The organism is Mesobacillus jeotgali (genome assembly GCF_900166585.1).
GTDB classification, from domain to species: domain Bacteria; phylum Bacillota; class Bacilli; order Bacillales; family Cytobacillaceae; genus Mesobacillus; species Mesobacillus jeotgali_A.
Window position 1 is genome coordinate 874,463 of the sequence record NZ_FVZC01000008.1, and the last position, 14,043, is coordinate 888,505.

Below are 14,043 nucleotides of genomic sequence, written 5' to 3' on the forward strand. Positions count from 1 at the left end.
TTACAACATGTATCGTCGTATTAGACTATGCGAACCGGCCTTGGTAAGACACAAAGATTTTTAGGCAGGAATCTAAAATACGAGCCTTTTTTGTGGATCCAAGAATCTGTCAGAAGAGTCGTGCGCTTTACACGAGGTATTCCTTTCTTAGAATTATCAGACCATTTGTTGACGCTTCCTTCTGTTCTTTGTTACGATTTCTCTAGTTGAAATGGGATGGGAGAGATGAAAATGAAGCCTTATTCTTTTGAAACTTCTGCGGACTTTGCTGAGAAGCTTGATCGCGAAGATATACTTGCAGGTTTTCGGGAAGAGTTTTACTTAAAGCCTGATTCAATCTATCTAGACGGGAACTCGCTTGGACTTCTATCCAAGCGGGCTGAGCAGACACTGCTTGAATCTTTGGCTGACTGGCGCGAGCTTGGTATCGATGGCTGGATGGATGGCAAGCATCCCTGGTTCTATTTGTCTGAAAAACTAGGTGAATTGACAGCACCGCTTGTTGGCGCATTACCAGAAGAAGTAATTGTAAGCGGATCCACTACGGTCAATCTGCACCAGCTGGTGGCTACTTTTTATAAGCCAGAGGGGAAGCGGACGAAAATCCTTGCCGATGAATTGAACTTTCCTTCTGATATTTATGCGCTGCAAAGCCAGCTGCGCATCCATGGCTATGACCCCGACTCCCACCTGGTCAGGGTGAAAAGCAAGGACGGAAGGTTTCTGGATGAGGATGACATTATCGAGGCAATGACAGAAGAAATTGCTCTTGTCGTGCTGCCGACTGTTTTATACCGCAGCGGTCAAATCCTTGATATGGAGAGGCTTACTAGAGCGGCTCACGAACGGGGGATCCTGATTGGTTTCGATGGCTGCCATTCCATCGGCGCGATCCCGCATTCCTTCTCAGCTTGGGGAGTCGACTTTGCTTACTGGTGCAATTATAAGCACTTGAATGGCGGTCCAGGTGCTGTAGCAGGACTTTATGTGAATTCGAAGCATTTTGGTGAAAAGCCGGGATTGGCCGGCTGGTTCGGTTCCAGAAAAGACAAGCAATTTGATATGGAGCATATCCTGATGCCTGCTGAGAATGCAGGGGCGTACCAGATTGGGACACCGCATGTGCTTAGTCTGGCGCCTTTACTCGGTTCACTGGAGATGTTCGTTGAGGCTGGTATTCAGAATATCCGTGAAAAATCATTGAGGATTAACCGTTACTTAATGGATTTGATTCTGCATGAGCTTGGCGATGCCGGCTTTAAAATCGGCAGTCCAGTGGAGGATTTCAGGCGAGGCGGACACATTAGTCTGGAGCATGAAGAAGCAGCCAGAATCTGCAAGGCTTTAAAGGAAAAAGGAATCATTCCAGATTTCCGGGCTCCCAACATTGTCCGCCTTGCTCCTGTCGCTCTTTATACTTCGTATACGGATGTGTGGAATGCGGTCCAGATTTTAAAAGAAATCATGAATAATAAATCATACGAGAAGTTTAGCAATGAGCGCGGAGTTGTAGCGTAGGGGGGAGCCAGGCAATGAAGGAAGAACAGATAACTTCACACGAAATCCATACCGATTTTTCAAAAGAACTGTCCTATGGAAGCTACCTGCAATTGGATAAAATCCTGTCCAGTCAGCAACGGCTTTCTGATCATCACGATGAAATGCTGTTCATCATCATTCATCAGGCAAGCGAGTTGTGGATGAAACTGATTTTACATGAAGTGAATGCGGCGATTGACTGTATCCGGAAAAATGATCTGGAACCGTCTTTCAAGATGCTGTCCAGGGTGTCAAGAATCCAGGAGCAGCTGATCCAGTCATGGAGCGTGCTGTCGACATTGACTCCAGCGGAATACATGGAGTTCCGTGACAAGCTTGGCCATTCATCCGGGTTCCAGTCCTATCAGAACCGCTTGATTGAATTTGCTTTAGGGCAAAAACAGGCACATGTTTTATCTGTTTACAAACACGATGCTGAACTATTTAAAACAATGGAAGACGCACTCCAGGAACGCTCGATCTATGACGCTGCCATTCAAGCGCTGTCAATGCGCGGACTTCCCATCGATGATGCAGCCTTGAACCGTGACTGGTCGGAATCGTACGAACCAAACGCTAGTGTCGAGGAAGCGTGGCTGACTGTCTATCGCAACGTTGATCAGTACTGGGATCTTTACGAACTCGCGGAAAAGCTTGTCGATATCGGCAGCAAGCAGCAGCTCTGGCGCTTTAACCATATGAGCACCGTAGAACGGATCATCGGGCATAAGACCGGTACAGGCGGCTCTGCCGGGGTATCTTATTTGAAAAAGGTGGTCGACCACCGATTTTTCCCTGAGCTGTGGAGCTTGAGGACTAAGCTATAATAAGGCAAGGAAAACCCCAGAGCTTTGAGATTGAGAAAGAAGCCATAATAAGAGAAGGAAAATCCCTGAACTATGGATCTTAAGGACGAAGCTATTATAAGAAAGAAGGGAAATGCATGGGAGACTGGATTGATATTTCGCAGGTTTTAAAGAATGACATTCCCGTTTGGCCAGGAGACACACCGTTTCAATATAAAGTGAGCTGGGGAATGGAAGAAAGCGGCTCGGTTAATGTCGGGCAGGTAACGATGAGCACACATACGGGCACACATATTGATGCGCCATTTCATTTTGAAAGCGGTGGCAAAAGGGTTATTGATCTCGATTTTAACCTTTATATCGGTTCTGCGCTCGTCATTCATGTGAAGAGGCCTGCCAGTATAGGAGTGAAAGAGCTGGAGGGCATTGATTTGCAGGGTGTCAAGCGCCTGCTGATCAGAACCGATGCTTGGCAGGATAAAAGCTTGTTCCCGGAATCCATTCCGCCTGTCGAACCGGAATTGGCGGCTTATCTTGCCGGAAAGGGAGTACAGCTCCTGGGGCTGGATTTGCCATCGGTTGATCCTTTGGAAAGCAAGGAACTGAACGCGCACCATGAATTGAACAACCAGGAAATTCATATTCTTGAAGGCCTGGTACTGGATAAAATCGAACCCGGGGAATATGAGCTCGCAGCACTTCCGCTGCCGCTGGAACAAGGCGACGGAAGTCCTGTCAGGGCCATAATCCGCAAAAGAGAATAAGACTGAGGCTGCCATAATTGGCGGCTTTTTTTGTCGAAAAATATACTATGAACTTTGTTGACCCATATGGTCAATGAGGAGTAAGATGGTGTTGACCGAAGTGGTCAATAGGAGCTAAGGAGGGTGTAATGACTTCAAAATTTTTAAGCTTGAACCCTGAAAAACAAGACCGGATTTTAAACGCAGCTTTGAAGGAATTTGCTCAAAAAGGATACGAAAATGCTTCCACGAATGAAATCGTTAAATCAGCAGGAATTTCAAAGGGCCTGCTTTTTCACTATTTTAAAAACAAGAAAGAGCTTTATCTGTACCTTTATCATCATTTTACCGATGTGATGGCAAAAGAATTCTTCAATGAACTGGATTTCAATGAACGTGATATTTTTGAGCGGATGAAAATGCTGATGATCTTAAAAAACAAACTGATGGCAAGACATCCGGAAGTATTCGACTTTATGGTGGCAGCCGCGATGGAAGACGCGGAAGAAGTTAAGGAAATATTGAATAACAAAAATACAGAGCTCATCCAGTCAAGCTACAGCCGATTATTCGAGGATATTGACACGTCCAAATTCAGGGAGGGAGTCGACATTCAGCGGGCCATTAACATCATCATGTGGACACTTGAGGGCTTTAGCAACCAGGAACTAGAAAAAGCAAAGGTAATGAACAAAGGGCTTCACGACTTCGAGGAATCTTTCACAGAAGCGGAAGTATATGTCGATATGCTTAAGAATGCCTTTTATAAAATACCCAGTTACTAAAAGTGATTATAGCTTAAGAAATAACGTCGCTCCAACCGGAAATTAAGCAATGCAACGTAAATCAAGATGATATGACCGTTTAAAAAATGGTTCCATCCGTTCGATTGATTTAATTAATAATTTTTTCAGAATCACCTTTAATCAAGTTGAAGATATATAGAAAAAGTATCCGGGAGGGTCTGGCATGAACGTAATTGAGATTAAGAATCTGACGAAAATGTACGGCAAGGCCAGAGGGATTGAGAATGTTAGTTTTAATGTAAAAGAAGGGGAAATTTTCGGGTTTATCGGGCCGAATGGTGCAGGAAAATCGACGACGATCCGGACACTGCTGTCACTGATTTATCCGACGAGCGGCAGTGCAACCATTTTCGGGAAGGACATTATTACGGCGGCACCGGAAATCAAAAAGGATATCGGCTATTTGCCTTCGGAAGTATTTTATTATGACAATATGAAGGTCGTGGACCTGCTCAAGTACTCGGCAAGCTTTTACAAAAAGGATTGTACCAACCGAATCAAGGAGCTTGCTGGCATTATGGAGCTGGACCTTACGAAGAAAATCGATGATCTTTCGCTAGGAAATAAAAAGAAGGTTGGCATTGTCCAGGGGCTGCTGCACGAACCAAAGCTGATCATTCTCGATGAGCCGACGAGTGGCCTTGATCCGCTCATGCAGCAGAAGTTTTTTGACCTTCTTGAAAAAGAGAATAAGAAAGGCGCCACAATCCTGTTTTCATCCCATATTCTAAGTGAGGTACAGAGGCTGTGTGACAAGGTGGCCATCATAAAGGACGGCCGGATCGTGACTGTAGAAAAAATCAGCACGCTAAAGGAAAATACGTACAAGAAATTCAAAATAGAAACGAACTCAGCTATTAAAAAAGACCTTTTCCGTATCGAAGGTGTGAACCAGCTTGAGCAGGATGGCAGAATAATCAGCTTTCTATTCAGGGGAAACATCAACACCATCATGAAAAAGATCGCGGAAATCGAGATTGCGAACCTCTGGGTTGCGGAGCCTGACCTGGAAGAGATTTTCATGCATTATTATGAAAGGGGAGGAATAGGGCATGAATATGTTCCTTCATGAACTTAAGGCTTATCGCAAGTCGACATTTGTTTGGACCTTGTCCCTGGTGGTCCTGGTTGTTTTGTTCTTATCCATGTTCCCTTCTTTTTCAAAGGATGCAGAAGAGTTCAAGCGGCTGCTTGAAGGCTTCCCAATCGAGTTGAGAAAGGCAATTGGCCTGTCTGTGGACAGCATAGCGACATTGATTGGCTTTTTCTCATACTCGTTCCTGTATCTGAAGCTTGCGGGTGCCATCCAGGCAATGAATCTTGGAACCTCCATTTTATCGAAGGAAACGCGTGAAAAAACCGCAGACTTCCTGCTGACAAAGCCTGTGACCAGGACGCAAGTGGTCACTTCGAAGCTGCTGGCGGCCCTCCTTTCCCTCGTCATCACCAATATCGTTTTTATTGCAGCAACATTTTTGATGGCATCCGTTGTAGCTGGGGACAATTTTAACAAAGAAGCCTTATTCCTGATTTCATTTTCCCTCTTCTTCATCCAGCTAATGTTTTTGGCATTGGGCTTCGTCATTTCCGTTATTTTTCCTAGAATTAAATCGGTCATTTCGGTTTCACTTGGTACCGTTTTTGGATTTTTTATGCTCGGAATGATCAGTTCGACAGCCGATGATGAAGCATTGCGGTATTTAACACCTTTCAATTATTTTGACTCCGCGTATATCATGGAACATGCAAGCTATGAAACTGTTTTTATCATAACCGGGTCACTCTTTTGCATAGCTGCGGTGATTGTCAGCTATTATATTTACACAAAAAAGGATGTTCATTCCGTTTAGGGAGGAGGGAAGGTCATGAATCTTTTTAAAAGGGAATTGAAGGCAAATGGTAAATCGCTGATGATTTGGTGCGTCGGCGTAATCTTCATGGTTGCATCCGGCATGGGGAAGTACTCAAGCCTCGAGGGGACCGGGCAATCGATGAATACGCTCATGGCCGATATGCCTAAATCGATTCAGGCAATCATGGGAACGGGGTCTCTTGATTTGTCGACACCAATCGGGTATTTTGGTGTCTTGTTCTTATACCTGGCAATGATGGCCGCTATCCATGCAGTGATTCTCGGCTCGAACATCATCGCCAAGGAAGAAAGGGACAAAACGGTTGAATTCCTGCTGGTCAAACCGATCTCCAGAACGAGGATGATTACGGAAAAGTTATCTGCCGCACTGGTGAATATCCTTGCTATCAATCTTGTTACTTTTGCTTCATCGGTCGGCATGGTACTGAAATATGCTGAAGGCCAGGATATCGTTGGGGATATTACGATGCTGATGATCGGAATGTTCATCCTGCAATTGATCTTCCTCGCCATTGGGACCGCAACTGCGGCTGCTTTTAAAAATGCCAAAAAAGCTACATCCCTCGCAACGGGAATTTTGCTTCTCCTTTTCATTTCGTCAATTGCAATTGATTTGAATGAAAAGCTGGATAAATTGAAGTTTCTCACTCCATTCAAATATTTTGACGCACGGCTAGTGCTGGAGGAAGGCGGTTTCGAGCCGGTGTACCTAGTATTGTCATTCTCTATGCTGGTTGGATTCACAATCTTTACCTTTGTATTTTACCGAAAAAGAGATATGGATATATAATCCCGGGAAACCGGGATTTTTTGTGAGTTGGTCGATATAATTGCAAACGTAGTTGATATAATTCCAAATGTGGTCGATAAAAACGAAAATCCGCTGATATAATTCCAAAAGTGGTTGATATATTTGAAATTCCGCTATTAAATTCGTAATCAACGAATTTATTTGCTGAAATCATGAGCTCCCAGTTCGTTTAAAGTGAGCAACTCAAAGGAAAATAAATCTCTGCACCATCTTGGGAAAAAAAACAGGTATTCCCCTGACAGGTTTGTTTTCAAAATTGGCAATTATAATGATATTTCCAGGACATCTCGTTCACATTTTAGTAAAAAAACGCTTATGTTCTTCCATAAAACTGGTGCTATACTTTTTGTGTGTTAATTATTTCACATACTTAAGAAGAGAAAATCTATAAGATTATTACAACAAGACATTATTAGAGAATAGGTGAGCGGAATGAATGAAAAGAAAATCATCGTTGTGGGCGGCGGAATTACTGGGCTGGCGACTGCGTATTATCTGCAAAAGGAAGCGAGGGAGAAACAGCTGCCGATCAATGTGAAATTGATTGAAGCGAGTGATCGTCTTGGTGGTGTCATCAGTACCGAGAAGCGTGACGGTTTCATTATCGAAAGAGGGCCGGATTCAATCATAGCCAGAAAAAAGAGTGCTTTGAGATTGATAGAGGAAGTGGGTCTCCAGGATAAGATCATCTCGAACACTGCCGGAAAATCCTATATTTACGCACGGGGCAGGCTTCACACCATGCCGGAGGGGTCTTTCATGGGTATTCCCACCAAAGTAACACCTTTTGCGCTGTCGGGATTATTTTCACCCCTTGGGAAAATCCGGGCAGCGGGAGATTTTATTTTACCAAAAGATGAACCGAAAGCCGATCAGTCGCTTGGAGCTTTTTTCCGCCGCAGGCTTGGGGATGAAGTGGTCGAAAACCTGATAGACCCCTTATTATCAGGGATTTACGCGGGGGATATTGATGAGCTCAGTCTGATGGCTTTGTTCCCCAATTTTTATGAAATCGAACAGAAGCATCGCAGTCTGGTAATCGGGTTGAATAAGTCGATGCCTAAGCTTCCGAAAACTGCAGCCAGGAAGACGGGATCTAAAAAAGGGATGTTCATCTCATTGTCCACGGGGTTGGAGGAATTGGTCCACAGGGTAGAAAGTCGCCTGGATGAAGGGACGGTTATGAAGAGGATGGCTGTAAAAAAGGTAGAGAAGACAGGAGCATCCTATAAAGTTCATCTCGAATCTGGAGAGGTGGAAGCAGCAGACAGTGTTGTCATCACTACAGATCACTTCCATGCTCAGCGAATGCTGTCAGATTATTCATTTATGGAACCGTTTAAGCACATGCCTGCCAATTCTGTTGCAAATGTAGCGATGGCTTTTCCAAAATCGGTTATAGAGAAAGACATCGACGGAACAGGTTTCCTCGTTTCAAGAAACAGTGATTTCCGGATAACTGCCTGTACCTGGACGCACAAAAAGTGGCCCGGAACATCACCAGAGGATATGGCTTTGCTTCGCTGCTATGTTGGCAAACCAGATGACCAGGAGGCCGTCGAGTTATCGGATCACCAAATCGTTGAGCTGGTTTTAAGAGATTTGAATAAGACGATGAACATTACCGCTAAACCGGAATTCACCATTGTCACGAGATGGAGAAACGCGATGCCTCAATATACGGTTGGCCATCTTGAGAGAATCGCAATGGTAAAAACAAAACTTGAACAGGAGCTTCCAGGAATCTGGCTCGCCGGAGGTTCATTTGAAGGCGTTGGGATACCTGGCTGCATAGACCAGGCAGAGGCAGCTGTTAAAAAAGTAATCGACTATCTTGCATAATTGAAATTTAGCCGTTGTCTTTGTGACAGCGGCTCTTTTCGTAAAAATATTTCTTTTGAAAAGTCAAAACCTTCTGTAAAATGAAAGTACAAGGATAAAAAGTTGGGAGAGATCTCTATGCGTAGCAGTTTCCCGATATTTAGGGCAGAGGAAGAAACAGTCTATAATCCTAATGAATTGCTCAGTTTATTTTTGGATTGCACGGCTGATGGGTTTGCTATTGTCGATATGGAGGATCGCTTTGTAAGAATTAATCATATGTATACTGAAATATTCGGGTTTACAGAGGAAGATTTATTAGGAAAAACTTTTCATGACTTTGCAAATCCAGATTTCGTACCGGATATCATTAACCAGGTAAAAGCGGGGCAAGCTTTCACAAATATGATCACCCAGCGATTCCACAAAAATGGCTCAATGCTGGATATTGCCGTCTCCTACTCTCCCTTCCGGAATAAACAGGGTGAAATTATCGCCATCATTGCCATTTACCGTGATATCACCAAATTAGTAAGTATGGAGCAGGAGCTTCACCGGACACGTGAACTGTATGAGCTGATCACCGAGAACACGTCAGACATGATCAAGGTGATAGATAAAAATAAAAGGATTCTATACGCTTCTCCCTCACATGGAAAAGTGATTGGTTTGCAGCCGGACCAAGTGGTTGGCAAAAACCTGAGTGAATTTTTGACAAAAGAAGAAGATGCCATCCTTGATATAAAGCTGGTAGAGATTCTTGAAACGGGTGAACCACAGATTTTACGCAAAAGGTTTACGACTTGTGATCAGCAGTCTGTCTACACCGAATACAATTTCTCGCCAATCTACAACGAGAAAAATGAGATAGAGTCATTTGTGAGTGTTGGCAGGAATATTACAGACCGGGTCAAGCATGAAGCGACCATTCGAAATCTGGACAGGCTTTCTGTCACTGGGCAGCTGGCCGCGGGGGTGGCCCATGAAATCCGCAATCCGCTGACCGCATTGAAGGGTTTTTCTAAATTATTGCAGACATGCCTAGATAAAGAGAAGCAGGAGGATTATCTGGCAATCATTATGAACGAACTCGACAGAATCGATATGATTGTCAATGAGTTCATGTCATTAGCCAAACCGCAGGCAATCGAGTATGTAAATGAAGATTTGAAGAAGATCATGGACAGCACCATTCATATCATCCAGCCGCAAGCCATACTGCATAATGTTCAAATTATCCCATCCTATCCAGACGGGAAGATTAGGCTTTCCTGCAATCCCCATCAGCTTAAACAAGTGTTTTTAAATTTCATGAAAAATGCCATAGAATCTATGTCCGCTGGAGGAAATGTCGTGATCGGCATGCAATTGAAAGAGAAAGGAAAAGTGCTAGTAAGCATCTCTGACGAGGGTACAGGAATTGAATCAGAACGATTGCGCTACCTTGGAACTCCATTTTACACAACGAAAGAAAAAGGCATCGGCCTGGGGCTGACAGTGAGCAATAAAATCATCCAGGAACATAAAGGTTCGATGAAAATTGTCAGTGAAGTAGATAAGGGCACGACTGTCTTTGTAGAACTGGACTGTTTCGAAGGTGACGGCAGCTCTGCAGAATAAAAGATGCGGCTTCCCAATGGGAGCCGCATTTCTTATTTTCCTTCGTTGAACCAGAGAGGGTCAGTATTATCGACCTCGCCATTATAGTTAATGACAATTTCTTCCCCGGCGCGGATGTCGCGATAGGCATAGAAATCAAAAGTATGTTCGTCAAAATTGATTTCATATATTGCGTTAGGCTCATAGGAGTGGTTGAATAGCATTCCATAGCCCAGCAAAATTGCTGAGTGGTTGATCCCGTATTCGAAGGCATAATCCGCCAGTGCTGTTTTCTCGATGTGAACGTGCTGTTCGTTCGGATAAGAAAGAACCGGTGCCTTATGGATCAGCTCACCTTTTTTTATATCAATGGTGGCGAAAACTCCTCTGTTGAATTCACCATCGCTTATTTCTGAGGTCTTAATTTCAATCATTTTTATCACCTGCTCGTTTCATGACGATTTTTATAATTTGTCCTATCAAGCATGACGCTAATCAACCAGAAAAGCAAACTATTTGGAGCTTGTACTAAAAAGTATTAATAATCATCTGTTCCGGCATTAACAATCTAAAAGAGTATGATGAAGGACTGCCCTTAACAAGGCCAGTCCTTGATTCTCTACTTTTTAACAATTTTAGAAGGATTATTGATTTTGTAAGCCACCGAAACATCGAGAAGCATGGCCTCATCTTCAACATCCTTGCCTTTAGGAAGGCTCTTCTTGACGATCTTGCCGTTGAACTCGAGCTCCTGGCCTGGCTCCAGTTCAAGCTTTTTCAATGTTTTGCTGTGTGAGCCCCAGGCAAGACCAACTTCAATTGGTTCCTCCTGTTCAATCCGGACGTCCTCGAAAACAATGACTTCATCATTGTCCTCATTGAAGTGATTCCAGCTCAACGCGAATTGCTTCACTTTCGCGGAAAACTGGACCTTATCCTCTGGCAACACTAATTTAGGGGCTTTTTCTTTTTTAGGTTTAGCTGCTGCAGCCTTCGCTGTTTTTTCAACCTTATCAGTGGCGAGTGACGCTGTATTTTCAGTTTGAGCATCAGCTGGTATAGATATTTCAGCATTTGCTGTAATTTCCGGTGTTCCTTCAGGCACATCCCCCGTCTGTTCAATGATTTCCTTGCCAAAGCTAGATGATTGCATTTCCTTCAAATATGCCGGATGGATGCAAGTCAGGCTGCCATCAGGAAATTCAATGACAAGAGTATTGTATTCAGCTGTTTCTCCGAAAACTTCAAAACCTTTTATCGAAACCAGACAATGCTGGAACCTGTCTTTGTACCAAAAGTCTTTCTTTGTGCTGAGTCCCCACTCTTTGACCTTTTGGAGATAATGAGCTTCATCTTCAAATGTTTCGTACATACCTTTAGGCGGGATATATTGAGATAATTTTGATTGTTTAGAGCCTGCAACAGAATTCGCCATTTGTCCACTTCCTTTCATATCTATTTTACATTTTGCACGCCAGGAAAAAAAGAGACAGTGCCTCTTGTTCATTTTTCATCCTGCAACATTTCTTCCCCAATAGATTCCTGCCCTTCGGTATTCAACACCTTTCCTAATTTCATTAGTTGACTAATTTATACCTATCAAGAAATAAGACTGAAAGAAGCAATTCATCAAAACTTCCCCCTTCATAAAAAACTGAAGGAGTCTATTTTCATATTGATAGGCCTTTAACGTGACCGGAGCTTGGCCCTTTGAATATAAAAAAATATAGAATTCAAAAGGGAGGCAGCATATGAAGATTCGTAAAGCAATCATTCCGGCTGCAGGACTTGGCACGAGATTTTTACCGGCGACTAAGGCACAGCCGAAGGAAATGCTGCCGATCGTTGATAAACCGACCATCCAGTATATTGTAGAGGAAGCAGTTGCCTCCGGGATTGAGGAAATCATTATCATCATCGGCAGAGGAAAGCGATCGATAGAGGACCATTTTGATAAGTCCTATGAACTGGAGGATGCATTGTTAAAAAAGAATAAGCTTGATATTTTGGAAGAAGTCCAGAGTATTTCAAGTCTGGCTAATATTTATTATGTAAGGCAAAAAGAGCCACTTGGCCTGGGACACGCCATCCTTTGCGCAAAAAGCTTTATTGGGAATGAACCTTTTGCCGTATTGCTTGGTGATGACATCGTAATGTCGGAAACACCGTGCTTGAAACAGATCATCAATGTCTTTGAATATTGTAATAGTTCCGTCGTAGCAATCCAGCGTGTGCCCGACCAGGATGTCTGCAAATATGGCATCATCAAACCAAAAGGTGCGAATCTGGAGCCTAACTTGTTTACGATCGATAAATTGGTAGAAAAGCCTGATAAGGAAAAGGCACCCTCTAATTATGCGATTATGGGGCGCTATGTATTGAGACCGGAGATATTTGAGGTGCTGGCACAGCTTCCTGCCGGACATGGAGGAGAATTACAGCTGACAGATGCCATTAATGAACTGAATACCCGGCAGGCCGTGTTGGCCTACAATTTTGAAGGCAAGCGTTACGACATCGGAGATAAAATAGGTTTCATCAAGGCAACCTTGGACTTTGCGCTTCAAAGGGAAGATACCAGGGCAGATGTAATCGAATATTTAAAAGAGGTTTATGAGATGCCGGACATAAAGAGAGAGGATGGCTGACATGAGGATAGCTGTACTTGGAACAGGATATGTCGGGCTGTCCACCGGAGTCTGTCTCGCCGAAATCGGCCACCATGTGATTTGTATTGATGTGGATGAAAGGAAAATAGCTACCCTCAAGCAAGGGAAATCCCCAATCTATGAACCAGGTCTTGAAGAGCTTCTCATTAAAAATTCCTCAGCAGGAAGACTGGCTTTTACCTCATCTCATAAGTATGGTTTGAACGATGCCGATATTATCATCATCGCTGTCGGTACACCGCAGAGTGACGACGGACGTGCCGACCTGAAATACATCGAGCAGGCTTCGAAGGATCTTGCAGAACATATTGTCCGCGATTCGATTGTTGTGATCAAGAGTACCGTACCGATTGGCACAAATGATTATGTGAAACAACTATTATTAGGCCAATTGAAAAATAAAGTGAAAATCAGGATGGTATCCAATCCGGAGTTTTTAAGGCAGGGGTCAGCCATCCAGGATACATTAAAAGCAGACAGGATCATCATTGGCTGTGAAGATATTGAAGCTTCGAATATCATCCAGGAGATGTACCGGCCATTGAATGTCCCGTTTTTATTGACGGATACCAGAAGTGCCGAAATGATTAAATATGCTTCCAATGCTTTTTTGGCCATGAAAATCAGCTTTATCAATGGTATTGCCAATCTGTGTGAAGCAGTGGGAGCAGACGTGGTCGATGTGTCTAAAGGAATGGGCTTAGATAAAAGAATCGGATCAGCCTTCTTAAATGCCGGAATAGGATATGGCGGCTCATGTTTCCCTAAGGATGTAAAAGCACTGCTGCATACATCCAAAGAGCATGGGATGCCTTTATCATTGCTAGAACAAACAATCGCCATCAATGAAAAGCAGCAAGAATTTCTAGTAAAGAAGGCGCTTGATAGGTTCGGAACTTTAACTGGGAAGAAAATCGGCATACTTGGCCTTTCATTCAAGCCTGAAACAGACGACATGAGAGAAGCGCCATCCATTAGAATTTCACGTGCCCTAACCGCCTTAGGAGCAGAAGTCACCGCATATGATCCAGTGGCTATTACAAACGCAAGGCAGGTTATCGGGGATATCATCACATATACTGATGCACCGATAAAAGCGGCAAATGGAGCCGATGCTTTATTCATTGTTACAGAGTGGGAAGAGTTCAGAAAGCTTGAATTCGAGGCTATACTGGGTGTGATGAAAAATCGCATCATTTTTGACGGCAGGAATTGTTTAGATGAGGAGGATCTTCGGGAATGCGGGACAATCGAATATTATTCAGTCGGCAGGCCGAATGTTATTTTAAAAAGGGATGATTAAAATCATGCCTTCTTCTTTTTTTATTAGCAAAATTGTCTGATGAAAAGTTTAACAGGTGCTAACCGAAGAGTTA

The 14,043-nt window shown here is 43.5% G+C and carries 13 protein-coding genes; 11 read left to right on the forward strand and 2 right to left on the reverse strand.

Annotated features, from left to right (window positions below):
* The first annotated feature begins 231 nt into the window (after positions 1–231).
* From kynU to B5X77_RS09485, 9 genes are all read left to right on the forward strand, one after another.
* Positions 232–1,518, forward strand: coding sequence for a kynureninase (gene kynU, locus B5X77_RS09445; RefSeq protein ID WP_079507398.1), 1,287 nt, complete (start codon positions 232–234; stop codon positions 1,516–1,518).
* Positions 1,519–1,532: 14 nt separating this feature from the next.
* Entirely contained in the window at positions 1,533–2,366 is an 834-nt protein-coding gene (gene kynA, locus B5X77_RS09450) for a tryptophan 2,3-dioxygenase (RefSeq protein WP_079507400.1), read from the forward strand.
* Between the two features lie 116 nt (positions 2,367–2,482).
* Entirely contained in the window at positions 2,483–3,109 is a 627-nt protein-coding gene (gene kynB / locus B5X77_RS09455; RefSeq protein ID WP_079507402.1) for an arylformamidase, read from the forward strand.
* A gap of 128 nt (positions 3,110–3,237) precedes the next feature.
* On the forward strand, positions 3,238–3,873 hold the full coding sequence (locus B5X77_RS09460; protein ID WP_079507404.1) for a TetR/AcrR family transcriptional regulator: 636 nt from the start codon (positions 3,238–3,240) through the stop codon (positions 3,871–3,873).
* 184 nt (positions 3,874–4,057) lie between these two features.
* Positions 4,058–4,966 carry an ABC transporter ATP-binding protein gene (locus tag B5X77_RS09465; RefSeq protein WP_079507406.1) on the forward strand — a complete coding sequence of 303 codons (909 nt, stop codon included), beginning with the start codon at positions 4,058–4,060 and terminating at the stop codon, positions 4,964–4,966.
* The gene (locus B5X77_RS09470; RefSeq protein ID WP_079507408.1) at positions 4,947–5,744 is read left to right on the forward strand and encodes an ABC transporter permease subunit; all 798 of its coding nucleotides are present in this window, start codon (positions 4,947–4,949) and stop codon (positions 5,742–5,744) included. Before B5X77_RS09465 ends, B5X77_RS09470 begins: the two co-directional genes overlap by 20 nt.
* 15 nt (positions 5,745–5,759) lie before the next feature.
* A complete protein-coding gene (locus B5X77_RS09475) occupies positions 5,760–6,557 on the forward strand; it encodes an ABC transporter permease subunit (protein WP_079507410.1) in 798 nt (265 codons plus the stop codon).
* 453 nt (positions 6,558–7,010) lie between these two features.
* A complete protein-coding gene (hemY, locus tag B5X77_RS09480; RefSeq protein WP_079507412.1) occupies positions 7,011–8,420 on the forward strand; it encodes a protoporphyrinogen oxidase in 1,410 nt (469 codons plus the stop codon).
* Positions 8,421–8,537: 117 nt separating this feature from the next.
* On the forward strand, positions 8,538–10,019 hold the full coding sequence (locus tag B5X77_RS09485) for a PAS domain-containing sensor histidine kinase (protein ID WP_079507414.1): 1,482 nt from the start codon (positions 8,538–8,540) through the stop codon (positions 10,017–10,019).
* A gap of 32 nt (positions 10,020–10,051) precedes the next feature.
* Here the strand turns inward: B5X77_RS09485 and B5X77_RS09490 are convergent, their stop codons facing one another.
* Together B5X77_RS09490 and B5X77_RS09495 are read right to left on the reverse strand one after the other, a co-directional pair.
* A complete protein-coding gene (locus B5X77_RS09490) occupies positions 10,052–10,432 on the reverse strand; it encodes an SET domain-containing protein (RefSeq protein WP_079507416.1) in 381 nt (126 codons plus the stop codon).
* 185 nt (positions 10,433–10,617) lie between these two features.
* Positions 10,618–11,433 carry a hypothetical protein gene (locus B5X77_RS09495; protein WP_257391764.1) on the reverse strand — a complete coding sequence of 272 codons (816 nt, stop codon included), beginning with the start codon at positions 11,431–11,433 and terminating at the stop codon, positions 10,618–10,620.
* 316 nt (positions 11,434–11,749) lie between these two features.
* On the opposite strand from B5X77_RS09495, the gene galU reads away from it, so the two are divergent.
* Together galU and B5X77_RS09505 are read left to right on the forward strand one after the other, a co-directional pair.
* On the forward strand, positions 11,750–12,646 hold the full coding sequence (gene galU / locus B5X77_RS09500) for a UTP--glucose-1-phosphate uridylyltransferase GalU (RefSeq protein WP_079507418.1): 897 nt from the start codon (positions 11,750–11,752) through the stop codon (positions 12,644–12,646).
* A gap of 1 nt (position 12,647) precedes the next feature.
* Positions 12,648–13,970 carry a UDP-glucose dehydrogenase family protein gene (locus B5X77_RS09505; RefSeq protein ID WP_079507420.1) on the forward strand — a complete coding sequence of 441 codons (1,323 nt, stop codon included), beginning with the start codon at positions 12,648–12,650 and terminating at the stop codon, positions 13,968–13,970.
* Positions 13,971–14,043: the final 73 nt, after the last annotated feature.

Excerpts from the sequence above, each read along its gene's own strand:
- B5X77_RS09505 (WP_079507420.1), top strand. The coding sequence starts at position 12,648 with ATGAGGATAGCTGTACTTGGAACAGGATATGTCGGGCTGTCCACCGGA.
- B5X77_RS09470 (WP_079507408.1), top strand. The coding sequence starts at position 4,947 with ATGAATATGTTCCTTCATGAACTTAAGGCTTATCGCAAGTCGACATTT.
- B5X77_RS09460 (WP_079507404.1), top strand. The coding sequence starts at position 3,238 with ATGACTTCAAAATTTTTAAGCTTGAACCCTGAAAAACAAGACCGGATT.
- B5X77_RS09485 (WP_079507414.1), top strand. The coding sequence starts at position 8,538 with ATGCGTAGCAGTTTCCCGATATTTAGGGCAGAGGAAGAAACAGTCTAT.
- galU (WP_079507418.1), top strand. The coding sequence starts at position 11,750 with ATGAAGATTCGTAAAGCAATCATTCCGGCTGCAGGACTTGGCACGAGA.
- B5X77_RS09495 (WP_257391764.1), bottom strand. The coding sequence starts at position 11,433 with ATGGCGAATTCTGTTGCAGGCTCTAAACAATCAAAATTATCTCAATAT.
- kynU (WP_079507398.1), top strand. The coding sequence starts at position 232 with ATGAAGCCTTATTCTTTTGAAACTTCTGCGGACTTTGCTGAGAAGCTT.
- kynB (WP_079507402.1), top strand. The coding sequence starts at position 2,483 with ATGGGAGACTGGATTGATATTTCGCAGGTTTTAAAGAATGACATTCCC.
- B5X77_RS09490 (WP_079507416.1), bottom strand. The coding sequence starts at position 10,432 with ATGATTGAAATTAAGACCTCAGAAATAAGCGATGGTGAATTCAACAGA.
- B5X77_RS09465 (WP_079507406.1), top strand. The coding sequence starts at position 4,058 with ATGAACGTAATTGAGATTAAGAATCTGACGAAAATGTACGGCAAGGCC.
- B5X77_RS09475 (WP_079507410.1), top strand. The coding sequence starts at position 5,760 with ATGAATCTTTTTAAAAGGGAATTGAAGGCAAATGGTAAATCGCTGATG.
- kynA (WP_079507400.1), top strand. The coding sequence starts at position 1,533 with ATGAAGGAAGAACAGATAACTTCACACGAAATCCATACCGATTTTTCA.
- hemY (WP_079507412.1), top strand. The coding sequence starts at position 7,011 with ATGAATGAAAAGAAAATCATCGTTGTGGGCGGCGGAATTACTGGGCTG.